17 protein-coding genes are annotated in these 17,532 nt (G+C 69.1%); 15 read left to right on the top strand and 2 right to left on the bottom strand.

What is annotated here, in order from left to right; all coding sequences use genetic code 11:
* The first annotated feature begins 84 nt into the window (after window positions 1-84).
* Window positions 85-1,203: a DUF2325 domain-containing protein gene (locus AC1Q9M_RS15035; RefSeq protein ID WP_492434494.1), complete on the top strand. Its 1,119-nt coding sequence runs from the start codon at window positions 85-87 to the stop codon at window positions 1,201-1,203.
* Between the two features lie 28 nt (window positions 1,204-1,231).
* On the opposite strand, the gene AC1Q9M_RS15030 is transcribed toward AC1Q9M_RS15035, so the two are convergent.
* The gene (locus tag AC1Q9M_RS15030; protein WP_382152407.1) at window positions 1,232-1,681 is read right to left on the bottom strand and encodes a MarR family winged helix-turn-helix transcriptional regulator; all 450 of its coding nucleotides are present in this window, start codon (window positions 1,679-1,681) and stop codon (window positions 1,232-1,234) included.
* Window positions 1,682-1,796: 115 nt separating this feature from the next.
* Here AC1Q9M_RS15030 and AC1Q9M_RS15025 point away from each other — a divergent pair, with 115 nt between their 5' ends.
* The 6 genes from AC1Q9M_RS15025 (at window position 1,797) to AC1Q9M_RS15000 (ending at window position 7,784) form a co-directional block, all read left to right on the top strand.
* Entirely contained in the window at window positions 1,797-3,296 is a 1,500-nt protein-coding gene (locus AC1Q9M_RS15025; protein WP_492434493.1) for a carotenoid oxygenase family protein, read from the top strand.
* A gap of 5 nt (window positions 3,297-3,301) precedes the next feature.
* On the top strand, window positions 3,302-4,009 hold the full coding sequence (locus AC1Q9M_RS15020; protein ID WP_492434492.1) for an alpha/beta fold hydrolase: 708 nt from the start codon (window positions 3,302-3,304) through the stop codon (window positions 4,007-4,009).
* Between the two features lie 15 nt (window positions 4,010-4,024).
* The gene (locus tag AC1Q9M_RS15015) at window positions 4,025-4,819 is read left to right on the top strand and encodes an alpha/beta fold hydrolase (protein ID WP_492434491.1); all 795 of its coding nucleotides are present in this window, start codon (window positions 4,025-4,027) and stop codon (window positions 4,817-4,819) included.
* 40 nt (window positions 4,820-4,859) lie between these two features.
* Complete coding sequence (locus AC1Q9M_RS15010) at window positions 4,860-5,837, top strand: tripartite tricarboxylate transporter substrate binding protein (protein WP_492434490.1); 978 nt, start codon at window positions 4,860-4,862, stop codon at window positions 5,835-5,837.
* Between the two features lie 59 nt (window positions 5,838-5,896).
* On the top strand, window positions 5,897-6,964 hold the full coding sequence (locus AC1Q9M_RS15005; RefSeq protein ID WP_492434489.1) for a porin: 1,068 nt from the start codon (window positions 5,897-5,899) through the stop codon (window positions 6,962-6,964).
* Window positions 6,965-7,028: 64 nt separating this feature from the next.
* Window positions 7,029-7,784 (top strand): hypothetical protein, encoded by a 756-nt coding sequence (locus AC1Q9M_RS15000; RefSeq protein ID WP_492434488.1) that lies wholly within the window; start codon window positions 7,029-7,031, stop codon window positions 7,782-7,784.
* Between the two features lie 25 nt (window positions 7,785-7,809).
* Here the strand turns inward: AC1Q9M_RS15000 and AC1Q9M_RS14995 are convergent, their stop codons facing one another.
* The gene (locus AC1Q9M_RS14995) at window positions 7,810-8,745 is read right to left on the bottom strand and encodes a LysR family transcriptional regulator (RefSeq protein ID WP_382322582.1); all 936 of its coding nucleotides are present in this window, start codon (window positions 8,743-8,745) and stop codon (window positions 7,810-7,812) included.
* Window positions 8,746-8,850: 105 nt separating this feature from the next.
* Here AC1Q9M_RS14995 and AC1Q9M_RS14990 point away from each other — a divergent pair, with 105 nt between their 5' ends.
* From AC1Q9M_RS14990 to tkt, 8 genes are all read left to right on the top strand, one after another.
* Window positions 8,851-10,320 (top strand): form I ribulose bisphosphate carboxylase large subunit, encoded by a 1,470-nt coding sequence (locus tag AC1Q9M_RS14990; protein ID WP_444687748.1) that lies wholly within the window; start codon window positions 8,851-8,853, stop codon window positions 10,318-10,320.
* A gap of 27 nt (window positions 10,321-10,347) precedes the next feature.
* Complete coding sequence (locus AC1Q9M_RS14985) at window positions 10,348-10,785, top strand: ribulose bisphosphate carboxylase small subunit (RefSeq protein ID WP_492434487.1); 438 nt, start codon at window positions 10,348-10,350, stop codon at window positions 10,783-10,785.
* Window positions 10,786-10,885: 100 nt separating this feature from the next.
* On the top strand, window positions 10,886-11,866 hold the full coding sequence (gene cbbX / locus AC1Q9M_RS14980) for a CbbX protein (RefSeq protein WP_492434486.1): 981 nt from the start codon (window positions 10,886-10,888) through the stop codon (window positions 11,864-11,866).
* Window positions 11,859-12,629, top strand: a complete 771-nt coding sequence (locus AC1Q9M_RS14975; protein WP_492434485.1) for an HAD-IA family hydrolase — start codon at window positions 11,859-11,861, stop codon at window positions 12,627-12,629. The genes cbbX and AC1Q9M_RS14975 overlap by 8 nt, the downstream gene beginning before the upstream one ends.
* Before the next feature lie 33 nt (window positions 12,630-12,662).
* A complete protein-coding gene (gene rpe, locus AC1Q9M_RS14970; RefSeq protein WP_492434484.1) occupies window positions 12,663-13,424 on the top strand; it encodes a ribulose-phosphate 3-epimerase in 762 nt (253 codons plus the stop codon).
* Window positions 13,415-14,503: a class 1 fructose-bisphosphatase gene (locus AC1Q9M_RS14965; protein WP_492434483.1), complete on the top strand. Its 1,089-nt coding sequence runs from the start codon at window positions 13,415-13,417 to the stop codon at window positions 14,501-14,503. The genes rpe and AC1Q9M_RS14965 overlap by 10 nt, the downstream gene beginning before the upstream one ends.
* Window positions 14,504-14,533: 30 nt before the next feature.
* Complete coding sequence (locus tag AC1Q9M_RS14960; protein ID WP_382322574.1) at window positions 14,534-15,412, top strand: phosphoribulokinase; 879 nt, start codon at window positions 14,534-14,536, stop codon at window positions 15,410-15,412.
* Window positions 15,409-17,484, top strand: a complete 2,076-nt coding sequence (gene tkt, locus AC1Q9M_RS14955) for a transketolase (protein ID WP_492434482.1) — start codon at window positions 15,409-15,411, stop codon at window positions 17,482-17,484. Before AC1Q9M_RS14960 ends, tkt begins: the two co-directional genes overlap by 4 nt.
* The last annotated feature ends 48 nt before the right edge of the window (window positions 17,485-17,532 follow it).

Here is a 17,532-nt window from a genome sequence, read left to right as displayed (position 1 = left end):
GGGGCCGGTTCGACCCCCGCGGCACCGGGGGGCTCGGTTACAGTAGCGCTATATTCGGTTGTATATATCGAAAGCGCCCACCGCATGCCATCCCCCACCGCCCATCCCGGTCACCGTCTGCACTGGGTCTGTCTCGCCCCGCATCTGCAGGGCATGGTGCTGCGCACCTGCCTGCCCGCGCACGGTCTGCGGCAGCTCATGGCGCCCTTCACCGACGTGCTGAACCCGTCGGACTTCGCGCTGCGGTGCGAGGCCGCGCGGCTCGCCTCGCAGCACGCCGGCGTGGCCCGTGCCTTGCAGGGCCTGCTGGACCAGCGGCATCGGGAGGCCATCGAGCAGTGCTCCCGGGCCCGCACCGAGGCCGATCTGCTGGGCCTGTGGGAAGCGGCCACCCGCTCGGGGGAGGTGCGCGGCGCCTGCTGGGCCTTGCTCACCGACCGCCGCAGCACGCCCCGGCTGAGCGGGCTGATCTCGCGCGACATCGAGGCGCTCACCAGCGCCGCGAGCGCGCAGCGCGAACGCGACGCGGCCGAGATCGGCGCCCTGCGCACGCAGGTGGCGGCCATCGACGAATCGTGGCGGCTGAGCGCCACCTTGCTCGAAGCGGCCAGGGACGCGCGGGAGCGGGCCGAGTCGCTGTCGTCGGCGCTGATGTTCCAGGTCGGTCGCCGGGAGCAGGCCGAAGTCGCCGCGCTCGCCGCCGAGGCCCACGCCTTGCGCCTGGAGCAGGAAACGATCCAGCTCCAGGTCCAGCTCGGCGAACTCGGGCGCGAGCTGACGGTGGTGGAGGAACAGCTGCGCGGCTGGATGAACGGCGAAGGCGCCGAACCCACGTCGCTCGGGCCGCTCATCCGTGGCCGCAAGCTGCTCTACGTGGGCGGGCGCCCCAGCGCCAACCCGTCCATCCGCGCGCTGGTGGAGCGGCACGGCGGCGAGTACCGGCGGCATGAAGGCAGCGTGATCGACCCGCGCAACGAACTGCTGCTGGCCGCGCTGACCTGGGCCGACCTCGTTGTCGCGCCGCTGGACTGCGTGGACCGCGAATCCGCCGTGGCGCTGCAGCGCGCCTGCCAGCACAACGGCCTGGACTATGTGCCGTTGCGCACCGCCAGCGTCGCCAGTTTTGCCGCCGGCCTGTGCACCACCATGGCCCTGCCTCGCGTGTCGGCGCCGGTCAACAGGCTCTGCCTGCGGCACGGCTGAGCCGGCGTCACGCCACGCGGCCGCCGCTTCAGGGGATCGGGCGGTCGTCGCCGACGTTCATGCTGATGCGCTCCAGCACGTGGATGCAGGCGTCCACCTCCTCGGGCGGGATGCCCTGCAGCATGGTCTCCAGGAAGCGCTTGCGCTTCTCCAGAATGCCCTGCACCAGCTTGTCGCCCAGCGGGGACAGCGAGACGCGCGTCAGCCGGTTGTCGGCCGGATCGTCTTCGCGAACGATCAGCTTCTCCGCCTCCAGTGCCTTGAGCTGGCGGGTGATCGACCCGGGGTCGACGCGGATCTCCGAGATCAGCGCCTTCTGCGTGCAGCCCCGCTGCCGGTGGATCAGAAAGAGCAGCCGCCAGCGCGCGGCCGTGACGCCCGTGCTCTCCTCGAAGGCGTTGGTGGCGGCGTGGTAGGCCTTGCCCAGCCACAGGAAGATGGTGCTCTGGACGGGCGGTGACTTGGCTTTCTTGGTCATGTCGTCGGTGCGTGCTAGGTACTTTCCATTATCGATCGAAAATTGCTTGCCACAAGCAATTGATTGCCGGATACTCTCTTCATTGATTGGCACAGGCAACCATTGGAGTGGGCAAATGATTGAGGTGGTGGACAGGATCGCCCTGACGATCCGGGCGGACAACGACAACCCTTTTCTTCAGGGCCCGTTCACGCCCAACGCGAACGAGTACACGGCCGACACCGACAGCCTGCAGGTGATCGGCGAGATCCCGAAGGACCTGCACGGCATCTACGTGCGCAACACGCACAACCAGGTGCACGAACCGCTGGGCATCTACCACCCGTTCGATGGCGACGGCATGCTGCACGCGGTGCATTTCGAGAACGGCCGCGCCACCTACCGCAACCGCCTGGTGCGCACCACCGGCTACCTGGCGGAGAAGGGCGCGGGCCATTCCCTGTGGCCGGGCCTGCTGCAGCCGCACCTGGCCTCGCGGCGCGGCTGGGGTGCCATCGGCGCCATGAAGGACAACGCGGGCACCGACGTGATCTGCCACGCGGGCAAGCTGATCGCCAGCATGTCGCAAGGCAGCGAACCCTGGCGCCTGGACCCGCGCACGCTGGAGACGCTCGGGCCCGACGCCAACTGGGCGCGCAAGGTGCCCGAGGGCGTGAGCTCGCACTACAAGGTCGACCCGGAAACCGGGGAGATGATGTTCTTCAACTACCCCGAGAAATGGCCGTACATGCACTACGGCGTGGTCGATCGCCACAACCAGCTGGTGCACTACGTGCCGATCGAGCTGCCGGGCGCGCGCTGGCCGCACGACCTGGGCATCACGAAGCACTACACCATCCTGCACGACCTGCCGCTGTACTTCGACCCGGTCAAGCTCAAGACCGGCGAGCACGATCTGGTGTTCAACCGCGACCAGGCGGCGCGCTTCGGCGTCATCCCGCGCCATGGGGACAGCAGCCAGGTGCGCTGGTTCGAGGCCAAGCCCTGCTTCATCCTCCACCTCTCGAACTGCTACGAAGACGGCGACGAGGTGGTGATGGACGGCTGCATCATGCCGGACTTCAAGAAGATCCCGGTGAGCGCCGACATGAACGTGTACGACCGCATCCTGGCCAACCTCGACAAGCACCACAACAAGACCTTGATGCACCGCTGGCGCTTCAACCTGAAGACCGGCCAGACCACCGAGCAGTACCTCGACGACGAAGTCACCGAGTTCCCGGTCTGCAGCAACGATTACGTGGGCCGCCCCTACCGCTACAGCTACAACGTGCTGTACAAGCCCGGCGACTGGCTGTTCGCCGGCCTCAAGCGCTTCGACCTGCTCACCGGCGCGGCGCAGCGCCACGAATACGGCGAGGGCCGCTACGGCAGCGAGCCGCAGGTGGCGCGCCGCCTGGGCGCGAAGGCCGAGGACGACGGCTACGTCGTCGTCATGGTGGCCGACATGCGCCAGAACCGCTCCGAGGTGCTGGTGCTCGACGCGGCCGACGTCGCGCGCGGCCCGCTGGCCACCATCGTGCTGCCCGAGCGCATGTGCGTCGGCACCCACGCCTGCTGGGTCGAGGGCGACCGCATCGACGGCGAACACCGCGACCCGGCCGCGCTGGCGTGAGCACCATGCCGTCGCATCCCCTCGTGCTCCTGCACGGCCTGAACACCACCGCCGCGGTCTTCGATGGCGTGCGAAGCGCCCTGCCTTCCACCCTCGCGGTCCACACGCCCGAACTGCCGGCCCTGGCCGACGTCGACGCGATCGCCACCGCGCTCCTCAAGATGCTGCCCGCGCGTTTTCACCTCGTCGGCTTCTCCTTCGGGGGTTACGTCGCGCTGGCCATGCGGGCGCTGGCCCCCGAGCGCCTGAGCGGCCTGGGCCTGGTCTGCAGCGGGCCCCAGGCCGACACGGCGGCACAGGCCGCCGCGCGCCGCCAGGCCATCGGCACGGCGGCGAACGGTGGCCACGCCCAGCTGGTCGCGGCGCAGACCGCGGCCGCCTTCCACCCCGACAGCCTGGGCGATGCGTTGCTGATGCAGCGGCGCACGGCCATGGTGGCCGCCTACGGCGCCGAGCGCTTCATGGCGCACCAGGAAGCCAGCCTCGCGCGGCCCGAGCGCGGGGCCCTGCTCGACGGCCGCGTGCCCACGCTGATCGTCGCCGGCTCGCACGACAAGCTGTTCGCGCCCGAGCACCAGCGCGCGCTCGCGCAGGGCATTCCGGGGGCCGAATTCCACGCCGTGCCCGGCGCCGGCCACCTGCTTCCCCTGGAGCGGCCCGAGGCGCTGGCGGCCCATCTGGCGCGCTGGGTCGCCGCCACGTCCTCTCTTTGAACCAAGGATCCCGACATGCGAACCTACGAGCTGCCCGACTACCTGGTGTCGGGCGAAGGGCCGACCACGGTCTACCTGCTGCACGGTGCCTACGGTGCCAAGGAATACTGGCGCTGCACCACGCAGGCGCTCAACCAGGCCGGCTACCGCGTCGTGGCCTGGGACGCGCCCGGCTACGGCACCAGCCCGGTGCCCGACACCCTCAGCATGACCGACATGGCGCGCGTGGCCGGCCGCCTGATCGGCGCGACCAGCACGGGGCGCAACGTGGTGCTCGGCCACAGCATGGGCGGCATGGTGGCGCAGAAGACGGCGGACCTCTTTCCCGACCGTGTGCAGGCGCTGGTGCTCTCGGCCACCGCGCACACCTTCAACCACTCGGGGCCCGAATGGCAGGCCAACTTCCTGGCCACGCGCGTGGCGCCCCTGACACAGGGCCGCGCCATCGCGGACTACGCGCCCGAGATGCTGCGCTCGATGATGGGACCGGGCGCGCAGGGCCCCGCCATCGACCACGTGCTGCACAACGTCCGCCTCATGAACGCTGCCGGTTTCCAGAAAGCCATCCAGGCCACGGCCGCCTACCTCGAAGAAGACGTGCTGTCGCGCATCGCCGCGCCCACGCTGTGCATCGCCGGTGAACTCGACGCAACCTGCCCCGCCGCGGTGATGCGCCGCATGGCCGGCCTGCTCAAGCGGGGCGAGTACCACGAGATGAAAGGCGTGGCCCACTTCGGCTGGGCCGAGCGGCCCGACGAGTACCACCAGGTGCTGCTGTCCTTCCTCGGCCGCACGGCCCCCGCGCACTGACCGACGCCCATCGCCCCCCACAAGAACGGAGACCGTTTCCATGAGCCCCCTTCACAAGACCCTGGGCCGCCTGGTGGCCATGGCCGCGCTCGCGGCGCTGCCCCACCTGGCGATGGCCGACACCTGGCCGAGCAAGCCCATCACCCTCATCGTGCCGTACCCGCCCGGGGGCTTCGCCGACAACGTCACCCGCTCCCTGGCCGCCGAAGTCAGCAAGACCCTGGGCCAGACGGTGGTGGTGGACAACCGCACCGGCGCCAGCGGCCGCATCGGCACCGACGCCATCGTGCGCGCGCCGAAAGACGGCTACACCATCGGCCTGGGCGTGCCCGCCACCCTGTCCCTGCTGCCCGTCACCGACCCGCGCTACGCCGACCTGAACCGGCAGATCACGCCCATCACCATCGCCGTGCGCACCGAGGTCGGGCTGGCCATCAACCCGCACCGCATCCCCGCGCGCAACTTCAAGGACTTCGTGGCCTACGCGCGCTCGCTCAAAGGCGAGATGGCCTACGGCTCGGCGGGCAACGCCACCAGCTCCCACCTCTGGTCGGAGACCATCCTGGAGGCGGCGGGCATCAAGGCGGTCCATGTGCCTTACAAGGGCGAAGCGCCGGCCGTGACCGACCTGCTCGGCGGGCAGGTCCAGTTCGTGCTCATCAGCGGCAGCGTCAAGCCCTACGTGGACAGCGGCAAGCTGCTCGTCATCGCCACCTCCGGTGAAGAGCGCTGGCGCCTGTTCCCCGACGTGCCCACGCTCAAGGAGCTGGGCGTGGACGGCGTGGCCGCCTCCGGCTGGCTCGCCTATTTCGGCCCGGCCGGTCTGCCCGCCGGTGTCACGGAAAAACTGAACAGCGCCTTCGCGTCCGCCTTGAAACAACCCTCGGTGCAGAAGCTGCTCGAGGGGCAGGGCTACAGCGCGATCGGCAGCACGCCGCAGGAACTCAGCGCCGTCACGGCGCGCGAGATCGTGCAGTTCGACAGGATCATCAAGTCGGGCCGCGTGAAGCTCGACTGATGCCAGGGCGCAGCCGCGCCCGTTTCACTTCCCCTTCCTTTTCCCCCGGAGACAAACCAATGACATGCAACCAGCTGCTGGCTGGCGCGGTGCTGTGCGCGCTCGGCGCCGGCGCGAGCGCCCAATCCAACGTCACGCTCACCGGCGTGGTGGACGCCGCGGTGCGCCACAGCACCAACTCACAAGGCTCGCTGACCTCCCTGGCCAGTGGCAGCAACTCCACCTCGCGCTTCATCCTGCGCGGCGTGGAAGACCTGGGCAGCGGCCTGAAAGCCAGCTTCTGGCTGGAAGGCGCCTTCAACGCCGACACCGGCACCTCCGCCGTGAGCAACCAGTTCTTCGACCGCCGCTCCACCGTCGGCCTGGCGGGCCCCTGGGGTGAAGTGCGGCTCGGCCGCGACTGGAACCCGGCCTTCCTGTCCTGGGCCGGCACCGACCCCTTCGTGGTGGTCGGCGTGGGTGGCGCGATCAACATGTGGGCCTCGGCCCCCTCCGTCGCGCTGCGCCGGGCCTTCGGCGCGGGCGCCACCACCTTGTCGCGTTCCAACAATGCCCTGCAATACCTCCTGCCCGCCAACCTGGGCGGGGTGTACGGGCAGCTCATGGTCGCGCCGGGCGAGGAGGGCAACGCGCAGGGCAGCTACGACTACCACGGGGCGCGCCTGGGCTACGCGGCGGGCCCGTTCGACGTCGGCGGTTTCTACGGCAACACCCGCATCGACGCGACCAACGCGCAGTTCAAACAATCGGGCGCGCGCGCCTCGTACCACTTCGGCGGGGCCATCCTCTCGGGCAGCTTCACGCAATCGGCCTACCTGGGCTCCAAGCACAAGGCGCTCTTGGTCGGCCTCAGCGTGCCGGTGGGCGTGGGGGTGATCAAGGCCTCCTACGTCAAGGTGGACCAGAGCGGCCGGGACGCGGCGGGCGCCAGCATCGCCGCCGACGACGCCCAGCGCTTCGCGGTGGGTTATGTGCACAACCTCTCCAAACGCACGGCCGTGTACGTGAACGCCGGCCACGTCTCCAACAAAGGGCGGGCCACCTTCGCCATCTCGGGCGGCCCGGCCGGCAATGCGCCCGGCACCAGCTCCAGTGGCTACGAAGTGGGCCTGCGCCACCACTTCTGAGATCGACGGTCGAAGCCCAGGGGAGACGACGGGGCATGGCGGTCCGCGGGATGAAATGTCCTGAATGAACCAATTCACGCCGCGCCGCACTTTTGCCGTGGTTCCCTCGGCCGTGCGCCTGCACGGTCGAGGGAATCGACGTTTCCCGTTTGCTTACCGACTTTTTTTCAGAATGAACCCGATCTCCCATCCGACCCCGAGCTTCAACCTGGAGGCTGCCCGCGACTACTACAACTACAGCCCCGACACCGTCCAGTTCCTGGAAGAGGACCGTTCCGAGACCCCCTTGAGCTTCGACCACGCTCGCCAGTACTTCGCCCAGGACGCGATGCAGCGCGGGATGACGCTGGAGAAAGCGCGGAACGTGCAGGCGAAATGGGGCAACCATGAGCCTGGCCTGGAATGGTTCGCCTATCTGAACAAGCATCCCCAGCTTCGGCAGACGATGTCCATCGAAGAGGCCGTGCAAGCCTCGAAGTTGCTGTGCAAGACGATCGAGGCACTCCGCGATCCCCGTCAGTGCGCGACGAACGCCCAAGCCCTTCACCAGGTGCTGTTGTGGGGGACGGCCGAGCAGTTCCATCTCCATGGCTTCGCGCTGGAGTGGTTGAAAGACAGCCTGAAGCCCCGGGAACTCCAGGCGCTGCTGCTGGCCAAAAACTGCGAAGGTGTGCCAGTCCGTGCCGCGGCTTTGCGGCGTGGTGATGCGGAGGCGGTCGACCGGTACGACCGGCTGCTGGACACCTTCGAAACCCACCTGGGCGAAGAAGGCATCCGGTGGGTGATCGAGGTGGGCTCCCACGACCGGCGGGTGTCCTGATCGGCCTGGGCCTCTTCAAACCCCATCAGCGCGCGGGCGGCGGTGGGGCGGGAAAACTCTCCGCCAGATACGCCTCCCCGCGCTCCAGCACGAAGTAGCGGAACGCCTCCGCCGCCGGTGACAGCAGCTTGGACTGCGTGTGCACCACGTTCCAGGCGCGCACCACCGGCGCGCCCTCCACGTCCAGCACGGTCATGAGCTGGTTGCTCAGCTCCAGGCCGATGGTGTGCAGCGACAGAAAACTCAGGCCCATGCCGGCCATCACGGCCTGCTTGATGGTCTCGTTGCTGGCCATCTCCATGATCACGCGCAGCTCCACGTGCTCGTCGGCCAGGAATTTCTCCAGCGCCGCGCGCGTGCCCGAGCCCTGCTCGCGCACGATGAAGTCGTATTCCCGCAGCAGCGCCGCCGGCACATGGCCCGCGTGCGCGAGCGGGTGGTCCACCGGCGCCACGAACACGTGCGGGTGCGCCGCGAAGGGCTCGGCGCGCGTGGCCAGTTCCTTGGGCGGGCGGCCCATGATGGCGATGTCCACCTCGTTGGCATGCAGCATCTTCACCAGCTGCTCGCGGTTGCTCACCGCCAGGCGGATGTCGATGCGGCCATGCTCGCGCCGGAACTCGGCCAGCAGGTGGGGCAAAAAGTACTTGGCCGTGCTCACCATGCCGATCACCAGCGTGCCGGTCTCCAGCTTCTGCAGCCGCGCGGCCGCGTCCTCCGCGTCCTTCAGCGTCGCCAGCACCTTCCTCGCGTAGACCAGCATGTACTCGCCCACGGTGGTCAGCGCCACCTTGCGGCCGTTGCGCTCGAAGAGCGGCATGCCCACGTGCCCTTCCAGTTCCTTCACCTGCATCGTCACCGCCGGCGGCGTGAGGTGCAGCACCTGCGCCGCGCGCGCGAAGCTGAGGTGGCGCGCCACCTCGCTGAAGACCCGCAGCTGCCGAAAGGTGGCGTTCTTCATTCAGCAATTCCTTAATCGAACTTCTAAAAATCGTGAATTTACTTTATTCAAGCCGAAATCTACAGTCCGCTCCACCCCAGACAAACCCCACTTTTGGAGCCACCGATGAGCAACGCCCCCACTGGTTCAACCGAGATCACCGACGCCAAGAAGCGCTACAGCGCGGGCGTGCTCAAGTACAAGCAGATGGGCTACTGGATGCCCGACTACGTGCCCAAGGACACGGACACGCTGTGCCTGTTCCGCATCACCCCGCAGGACGGCGTGGACCCCGAGGAGGCCGCCGCCGCCGTGGCCGGCGAGTCGAGCACGGCCACCTGGACGGTGGTGTGGACCGACCGCCTCACCGCCTGCGACAGCTACCGCGCCAAGGCCTACAAGGTCCAGCCCGTGCCCAACCGCCCGGGCGAGTACTTCGCCTGGGTGGCGTATGACCTGATCCTGTTCGAGGAAGGCTCCATCGCCAACATGACGGCGAGCCTGATCGGCAACGTCTTCAGCTTCAAGCCGCTGAAGGCCGCGCGGCTGGAAGACATCCGCATTCCCGTGGCCTACGTGAAGACCTTCAAGGGCCCGCCCACCGGCCTGGTGGTCGAGCGCGAGCGCCTGGACAAGTTCGGTCGCCCGCTGCTGGGCGCCACCACCAAGCCCAAGCTGGGCCTCTCGGGCCGCAACTACGGCCGCGTGGTCTACGAAGGCCTCAAGGGCGGGCTGGACTTCATGAAGGACGACGAGAACATCAACTCGCAACCCTTCATGCACTGGCGCGACCGTTTCCTGTTCGTGATGGACGCGGTCAACAAGGCCAGCGCCGAAACCGGTGAGGTCAAGGGCAGCTACCTGAACGTGACCGCCGCCACCATGGAAGACATGTACGAGCGCGCCGAGTTCGCCAAAGAACTGGGCTCGGTGATCGTGATGGTGGACCTGGTGATCGGCTACACCGCCATCCAGAGCATGGCCAACTGGTGCCGCAAGAACGACATGATCATGCACATGCACCGTGCGGGCCACGGCACCTACACGCGGCAGAAGAACCACGGCGTGAGCTTCCGCGTGATCGCCAAGTGGCTGCGCCTGGCGGGCTGCGACCACCTGCACACCGGCACCGCCGTCGGCAAGCTCGAAGGCGACCCGCTCACCGTGCAGGGCTACTACAACGTCTGCCGCGACAGCTACACCAAGACCGATCTGCCGCGCGGCCTCTACTTCGACCAGGACTGGGCCGACCTCAAGAAGGTCATGCCCGTGGCCTCGGGCGGCATCCACGCCGGCCAGATGCACCAGCTGATCGAGCTCTTCGGCGACGACGTGGTGCTGCAGTTCGGCGGCGGCACCATCGGCCACCCCATGGGCATCCAGGCCGGCGCGGTGGCCAACCGCGTGGCGCTCGAAGCCATGGTGAAGGCGCGCAACGAAGGCCGCGACCTGCTGCAGGAAGGACCCTCCATCCTCAAGCAGGCCGCGCAGCACTGCAGCCCGCTCAAGGCCGCGCTCGATACCTGGGGCGAGATCAGCTTCAACTACCAGAGCACCGATTCCAGCGACTACGTGGCTACGCCGGCCATGGCCTGAACCCATTCACTTCGAGGACCGCACACCATGATGACCAACGCCACCGGCCGCATCACGCAAGGCCAGTTCAGCTTCCTGCCCGACCTCACGGACCCGGAAATCACCGCGCAGATCGAATACGGCCTCAAGCGCGGCTACGCCTGGAGCGTGGAATACACCGACGACCCGCACCCGCGCAATACCTACTGGTCGATGTACGGCAACCCCATGTTCGACCTGCACGACGCCGCCGGCGTGCTGCAGGAGCTGCAGGCCTGCCGCAAGGCCTTCCCGCGCCACTACATCCGCCTGATGGCCTTCGACTCGACGCGCAACGTCGAGACCATCGCCATGAGCTTCATCGTCAACCGCCCGGCCAGCGAGCCCGGCTTCATGCTGGAGCGCCAGGAGGTCAACGGCCGCAGCCTGCGCTACACGACGCGCGGCTACGGCGCGGTGCAGCCCGAAGGTGAGCGGTATCAATGACTCCCCCTGCGCCGCTTCGCGTCTTCCCCCTTCGGGGGACCGCACCCACGGCCCGGCAAAGCCGGTTCCGTGGTGCGACTTGACCCAGGTGCCCACACCCGTGAACTCAACCCTCTACGCCATCCCCGGCAGCACGCCGCCGCCGCTGTCCACCGATGCCACCGTGACCACCGCAGCGGCACCGGTGGCCGCACCGCCCGCGCGCTCGGTTGGCGCGGTGCTGGCCGAGACGCAGGTCGAGGCCGTGCTGCAGGAGCTGGACGACGAGCTCGTGGGCCTGGCGCCCATCAAGGCGCGCGTGCGCGACATCGCCGCGCTGCTCGTCATCGACAAGCTGCGCACCGGCCTGGGCCTGCCCTCGCAGCCGCCCAGCCTGCACATGTGTTTCTCGGGCAACCCCGGCACCGGCAAGACCACGGTGGCCCTGCGCATGGCGCAGATCCTTCACCGCCTGGGCTATGTGCGCAAAGGCCATCTGGTGGCCGTCACGCGCGACGACCTGGTGGGCCAGTACATCGGCCACACCGCGCCCAAGACGCGCGAGGTGCTCAAGAAGGCCATGGGCGGCGTGCTGTTCATCGACGAGGCGTATTACCTCTACCGCCCCGAGAACGAGCGCGACTACGGCCAGGAGGCGATCGAGATCCTGCTGCAGGTGATGGAGAACCACCGCGACGACCTGGTGGTGATCCTCGCCGGCTACGAGGACCGCATGAACACCTTCTTCCAGTCCAACCCCGGCATGCGCTCGCGCATCGCGCACCACCTGGCGTTCCCGGACTACTCGGCCGACGAACTGATGCAGATCTCGCGCCAGATGCTGGCCGAGCAGAACTACCGCTTCAGCCCCGAGGCCGCCGAGGCCTTCGAGCGCTACCTGGGCCTGCGCCTGCAGCAACCCCATTTCGCCAACGCGCGCAGCGTGCGCAACGCGCTGGACCGCGCGCGCCTGCGCCAGGCCAGCCGCCTGTTCGCGCAGCCGCAGCGCGAGCTCACGGCCGAAGAACTCACCACGCTGCAGGCGCCCGACATCCTGGCCAGCCGCCTGTTCAGCGACACCGAAGGGGCCGGCCATGCTTGAGGCCCTCATCTTCGACGTGGACGGCACCCTGGCCGACACCGAGGCCGCGCACCGCGCCGCCTTCAACGCCGCCTTCGCCGAGGTGCGCCTGGGCTGGCACTGGGACGACGCCACCTACATCCGCCTGCTGCAGGTCTCGGGTGGCAAGGAGCGCATCGCCCACCACTGGCGCATGGTCGAGCCCGACGTGGCCGGCGGCCAGGCCGCGCAAGCCACCATCGAGCGCGTGCACGCCATCAAGACGCGCCTCTACGAAAACCGCGTGAGCGGCGGCCAGCTCGCGCTGCGCCCCGGCGTGCTGCGGCTCATGCGCGAAGCCCTGGCCAGCGGCCTGCGCCTGGCCATCGCCACCACCACCACGCCGGCCAACATCGACGCCCTGCTGCGCACCCCGCTGGGCCCGGACTGGAAACGCCACTTCGCCGCCATCGGCGACGCGTCCACCGCGCCGCGCAAGAAGCCCGACCCGCAGGTGTACCAGCAGGTGCTGGCCACGCTGGGGCTGCCGGCCGCCGCCTGCCTCGCTTTCGAGGACTCGGCCAACGGCCTGCGCGCGGCCACCGACGCCGGCTTGCAGACCCTGGTCACGCCCACCGTGCACACGGCCGACCACCGCTTCGACGACGCCCTGCTCGTGCTGCCCCACCTGGGCGACGTGGACCAGCTGCTGCCCAGCGGCGTGGCCGGCATGGAGCAGCGCTGGGTCACGGTGGACGCGCTGCGGCGCTGGCACGCCGGCACCACGCTGTTCGAGTCGGCCTGAGCTTCTTTTTTTCAAACACAGAGTCGCCCCACGATGTCCCGCCCGCCCAAGTTCACCCCGTCGCCCAGCGTGCGCCTGGCGCCCTCCATCCTCTCGGCGGACTTCGCGCGCCTGGGCGAGGAGGTGCGCGCCATCGAAGCCGCCGGCGCCGACTTCGTGCATTTCGACGCGATGGACAACCACTACGTGCCCAACCTCACCATCGGCCCGCAGGTCTGCGAAGCCATTCGCCCGCACGTGCAGATCCCCATCGACGTGCACCTCATGGTGGAGCCGGTGGATGCGCTGGTCCCGCTGTTCGCCAAGGCCGGCGCCAACTGCATCAGCTTCCACCCCGAGGCCTCGCGCCACGTGGACCGCACGCTGCAGCTGATCCGCGCGCACGGCTGCAAGGCCGGCCTCGCGCTCAATCCCGCCACGCCGCTGGCCTGGATGGAGCACGTCATGGACAGACTGGACCTGGTGCTGCTCATGAGCGTGAACCCGGGCTTCGGCGGCCAGGCCTTCATTCCCCACACCCTGCACAAGCTGCGCGAGGCGCGCCGCCGCATCGACGCCCACACCGCCACCGGCGGCCAGCCGATCTGGCTGGAGGTGGACGGCGGCGTGAAGCTGGACAACATCGGCGAGATCGTCCAGGCCGGCGCCGACATCTGCGTGGCCGGCAGCGCCATCTTCGGCGCCGCCGACGCGGCGGGCGGCTACCACGGCGTCATGAGCGCGATGCGCCACGCCGCCACCACCCCGGACTTCCATTCCAGCAACGCCCCGCGGAGAACCACGCCATGCCACTGACCGGCCGCAAGACCCTCACCCAGTACCTCATCGAAGAACGCCGCCGCTTCCCCGAAGCCAGCGGCGATTTCAACGCCCTCATTCTCGACGTGGCCATGGCCTGCAAGGCCATCGCGCGCGCCGTCGCTTTCGGGGCTTTGGGCGACGTGCTGGGCAACCACGCCGCTGCCGCCGGCGGCTCGGTCAACGTGCAGGGCGAGACGCAGAAGAAGCTGGACGTGCTGAGCAACGATTACTTTCTGCGCATCACCGAGTGGGGCGGCCACCTCGCGGGCATGGCCTCCGAGGAAATGGACGCGCCGTACCAGATCCCGGGCACCTACCCGCGCGGCAAGTACCTGCTGGTGTTCGACCCGCTCGACGGCTCCAGCAACATCGACGTGAACGTCTCCGTGGGCAGCATCTTCTCGGTGCTGCGCGCGCCGGCCAGCGAGGACCGCGAAGTCACCGAGGGCGACTTCCTGCAGCCCGGCACGCAGCAGGTGGCCGCCGGCTACGCGCTTTACGGCCCCACCACCATGTTCGTGCTCACCGTGGGCAACGGCGTGACCGGCTTCACCCTCGACCCCAACCTGGGCGAGTTCATGCTCACCCACCCCGAGCTCACCGTGCCCGCCGACACGCAGGAGTTCGCCATCAACGCCTCCAACAGCCGCTTCTGGGAAGCGCCGGTCAAGCGCTACGTGGACGAGTGCCTGGCGGGCAAGACCGGCCCGCGCGCCAAGGACTTCAACATGCGCTGGATCGCCAGCATGGTGGCCGAGGCGCACCGCATCCTCATGCGCGGCGGTGTCTTCCTCTACCCGCGCGACAGCAAGGACCCGGCCAAGCCCGGCCGCCTGCGCCTGCTGTACGAGGCCAACCCCATCGGATTCATCATGGAGCAGGCCGGCGGCCGCGCCAGCACCGGGCGCGTGCCCATGCTGGGCGTGCAGCCCGACGGCCTGCACCAGCGCATCGGCCTGGTGTTCGGCTCGAAGCACGAGGTCGAGCGCATCGAGCGCTACCACGCCGAGCCGCCGGCGCGCAAAGACCTGGACAACCCCCTGTTCCACGAGCGCAGCCTGTTCCGCGTCTGACCCGATTCTTCAACTCCACGGGACATCACCATGTCTGAGCGCCACCCCATCATCGCCATCACCGGCTCGTCGGGCGCGGGAACCACCTCGGTCACCCGCACCTTCGAGAACATCTTCCGCCGCGAAGGCGTCACCGCCGCCATCATCGAAGGCGACAGCTTCCACCGCCACGACCGTCAGCAAATGAAGCTGCGCCAGGCCGAGGCCGAGCGCGCGGGCAACGGCCACTTCAGCCACTTCGGCCCCGAGAACAACCTGTTCCCCGAGCTGGAGGCGCTGTTCGCCAGCTACGGCCGCAGCGGCACCGGCCAGTCGCGCAAGTACCTGCACGACGCCGAAGAGGCCGCGCCCTGGAAACAGGCGCCCGGCACCTTCACGCCCTGGCAGGAGCTGCCCCAGGACACCGACCTGCTGTTCTACGAAGGCCTGCACGGCGCCGTGGTCACGCCCGAAGTCAACATCGCCCAGCACCCCGACCTGCTCATCGGTGTCGTGCCCGTGATCAACCTCGAATGGATCCAGAAGCTCTGGCGCGACAAGTCCAAGCGCGGCTACAGCACCGAGGCCGTCACCGACACCATCCTGCGCCGCATGCCCGACTACGTGAACTACATCTGCCCGCAGTTCGCGCACACGCACGTCAACTTCCAGCGCGTGCCCTGCGTGGACACCTCCAACCCCTTCATCGCGCGCGAGATCCCGGCGCCCGACGAGAGCTTCGTCGTGATCCGCTTCGCCAAGCCCAAGGGCATCGACTTCCAGTACCTGCTGAGCATGGTGCACGACTCCTTCATGTCGCGCGCCAACACCATCGTGGTGCCCGGCGGCAAGATGGAGCTGGCGATGCAGCTGATCTTCACGCCCTTCATCTGGCGCATGATGGAGCGCAAACAAAGGGCGTTCGCATGAGCGCGCGCCAACCCCCGAACCTCGACCTCGCGCGCCGCATGGCCAACGCGATCCGCCTGCTCGCGGTGGACGCGGTGGAGGCCGCGCAATCCGGCCACCCCGGCGCGCCCATGGGCATGGCCGACATCGCCGAGGTGCTCTGGAACCGCCACCTGCGCCACAACCCGGCCAACCCGAACTGGTTCGACCGCGACCGCTTCGTGCTCTCCAACGGCCACGGCTCCATGCTGCTCTACGCGCTGCTGCACCTCACGGGTTACGACCTGTCGATGGACGACCTGCGCCGGTTCCGCCGCCTGCACAGCAAGACCGCCGGCCACCCCGAGGTCGGTGTGACGCCCGGCGTGGAAACCACCACCGGCCCGCTCGGCCAGGGCCTGGCCAACGCCGTCGGCATGGCGCTGGCCGAGAAGCTGCTGGCCACCGAGTACAACCGGCCGGGCCACGCCATCGTGGACCACCACACCTACGTGTTCCTGGGCGACGGCTGCCTGATGGAAGGCATCAGCCACGAAGCCTGCTCGCTCGCCGGCACGCTGCGCCTGTCGAAACTGGTGGCGCTCTACGACGACAACGGCATCTCCATCGACGGCCACGTGCAGGGCTGGTTCACCGACGACACGCCGCGCCGCTTCGCCGCCTACGGCTGGCAGGTGGTCACGGTGGACGGCCACGACCCCGGCGCGATCGACGCGGCGCTGCGCCGCGCGCGCAGCGCCAGCGCACAGGCCGAAGGCAAGCCCACGCTGATCTGCTGCAAGACCATCATCGGCAAAGGCGCGCCCAACAAGCAGGGCAGCCACGACGTGCACGGCGCCGCGCTCGGTGCGGCCGAAGTGCAGGCCACGCGCGAGGCCCTGGGCTGGACCGCCGCGCCGTTCGAGATCCCGGCCGACATCGCCGCCGCCTGGAACGCCACCGAACGCGGCCACGCGCTCGAAGCCGACTGGCAGGCGCGCTTCGCCGCCTACCGCGAGGCCTACCCGGCCGAGGCCGCCGAGTTTCACCGCCGCCTGGTCGGCGAACTGCCCGAGGGTTTCGCCGACGGCCTGCCCGCGCTCGTCGCGGCCCTGGGCCGGCGCACCGACGCCATCGCCACGCGCAAGGCCAGCCAGCTCGCGCTCGACGCCCTGGCGCCGCAACTGCCCGAAATCTTCGGTGGCAGCGCCGACCTCACCAGCTCCAACCTCACGAACTTCAAGGGCTGCGTCACCGCCGGCCCCGACAAGGCCGGCCGCTTCACCGGCGGCAACCACCTGAGCTACGGCGTGCGCGAGTTCGGCATGGCCGCCATCATGAACGGCCTGGCCCTGCACGGCGGCTTCATTCCCTACGGCGGCACCTTCCTCGCCTTCAGCGACTACAGCCGCAACGCCGTGCGCATGGCCGCGCTGATGAAGCTGCAGGTGATCCACGTCTTCACGCACGATTCCATCGGCCTGGGCGAAGACGGCCCGACCCACCAGCCGGTGGAGCACGTGCCCAGCCTGCGCCTCATCCCGGGGCTGGACGTGTGGCGCCCCGGCGATGCGCTGGAAACCGCCGTGGCCTGGGCCCACGCCCTGCAGCGCCGCGACGGCCCCACCGCGCTCGCGCTCTCGCGCCAGAACCTGCCGCCGCTGGGCGACGAGACCCGCGCCACCGCCATCCAGCGCGGCGGTTACGTGCTCTCGGACATGCCGGGCGCGCAGGCCCTCATCGTCGCCACCGGTTCCGAAACGGTGCTGGCCCTGCAGGCGCAGACCGCGCTCGCGGCCGAGGGCATCGCCGTGCGCGTGATCTCCATGCCCAGCACCAGCGTGTTCGACCGACAGGACACCGCCTGGCAGGACGCCGTGCTGCCGCCCGCGCTGCCCGCCGTGGCGGTGGAGGCCGCGCACCCCGACTTCTGGCGCAAGTACGTGGGCCGCACGGGCCGTGTCGTGGGCATGAGCAGCTTCGGCGAATCGGCTCCCGCGAAAGACCTGTACGCGCACTTCGGCATCACCGCGGCGCGCGTGGCCGACGAGGTGCGCGCGCTGCTGCATCCGCGCCCCCGTGTGCGGGCCGGCATCGAGGCGGAGGCCGCATGAGCGCCGCGCCGGGCCGCCCCAAGCCAGCTCGCACCGCAGTGCGCAGCA

It is taken from the genome of Hydrogenophaga sp. GW823-FHT04C09, from assembly GCF_058796355.1.
Note: the sequence above shows the minus strand (reverse complement) of the source record. Positions and strands in the feature narration are given on the sequence as shown.

Bases quoted from the DNA above. Each gene is read 5' to 3' on its own strand.
- AC1Q9M_RS15035 (WP_492434494.1), top strand. From the start codon at position 85: ATGCCATCCCCCACCGCCCATCCCGGTCACCGTCTGCACTGGGTCTGT.
- AC1Q9M_RS15030 (WP_382152407.1), bottom strand. From the start codon at position 1,681: ATGACCAAGAAAGCCAAGTCACCGCCCGTCCAGAGCACCATCTTCCTG.
- AC1Q9M_RS15025 (WP_492434493.1), top strand. From the start codon at position 1,797: ATGATTGAGGTGGTGGACAGGATCGCCCTGACGATCCGGGCGGACAAC.
- AC1Q9M_RS15020 (WP_492434492.1), top strand. From the start codon at position 3,302: ATGCCGTCGCATCCCCTCGTGCTCCTGCACGGCCTGAACACCACCGCC.
- AC1Q9M_RS15015 (WP_492434491.1), top strand. From the start codon at position 4,025: ATGCGAACCTACGAGCTGCCCGACTACCTGGTGTCGGGCGAAGGGCCG.
- AC1Q9M_RS15010 (WP_492434490.1), top strand. From the start codon at position 4,860: ATGAGCCCCCTTCACAAGACCCTGGGCCGCCTGGTGGCCATGGCCGCG.
- AC1Q9M_RS15005 (WP_492434489.1), top strand. From the start codon at position 5,897: ATGACATGCAACCAGCTGCTGGCTGGCGCGGTGCTGTGCGCGCTCGGC.
- AC1Q9M_RS15000 (WP_492434488.1), top strand. From the start codon at position 7,029: ATGAACCAATTCACGCCGCGCCGCACTTTTGCCGTGGTTCCCTCGGCC.
- AC1Q9M_RS14995 (WP_382322582.1), bottom strand. From the start codon at position 8,745: ATGAAGAACGCCACCTTTCGGCAGCTGCGGGTCTTCAGCGAGGTGGCG.
- AC1Q9M_RS14990 (WP_444687748.1), top strand. From the start codon at position 8,851: ATGAGCAACGCCCCCACTGGTTCAACCGAGATCACCGACGCCAAGAAG.
- AC1Q9M_RS14985 (WP_492434487.1), top strand. From the start codon at position 10,348: ATGATGACCAACGCCACCGGCCGCATCACGCAAGGCCAGTTCAGCTTC.
- AC1Q9M_RS14975 (WP_492434485.1), top strand. From the start codon at position 11,859: ATGCTTGAGGCCCTCATCTTCGACGTGGACGGCACCCTGGCCGACACC.
- rpe (WP_492434484.1), top strand. From the start codon at position 12,663: ATGTCCCGCCCGCCCAAGTTCACCCCGTCGCCCAGCGTGCGCCTGGCG.
- AC1Q9M_RS14965 (WP_492434483.1), top strand. From the start codon at position 13,415: ATGCCACTGACCGGCCGCAAGACCCTCACCCAGTACCTCATCGAAGAA.
- AC1Q9M_RS14960 (WP_382322574.1), top strand. From the start codon at position 14,534: ATGTCTGAGCGCCACCCCATCATCGCCATCACCGGCTCGTCGGGCGCG.
- tkt (WP_492434482.1), top strand. From the start codon at position 15,409: ATGAGCGCGCGCCAACCCCCGAACCTCGACCTCGCGCGCCGCATGGCC.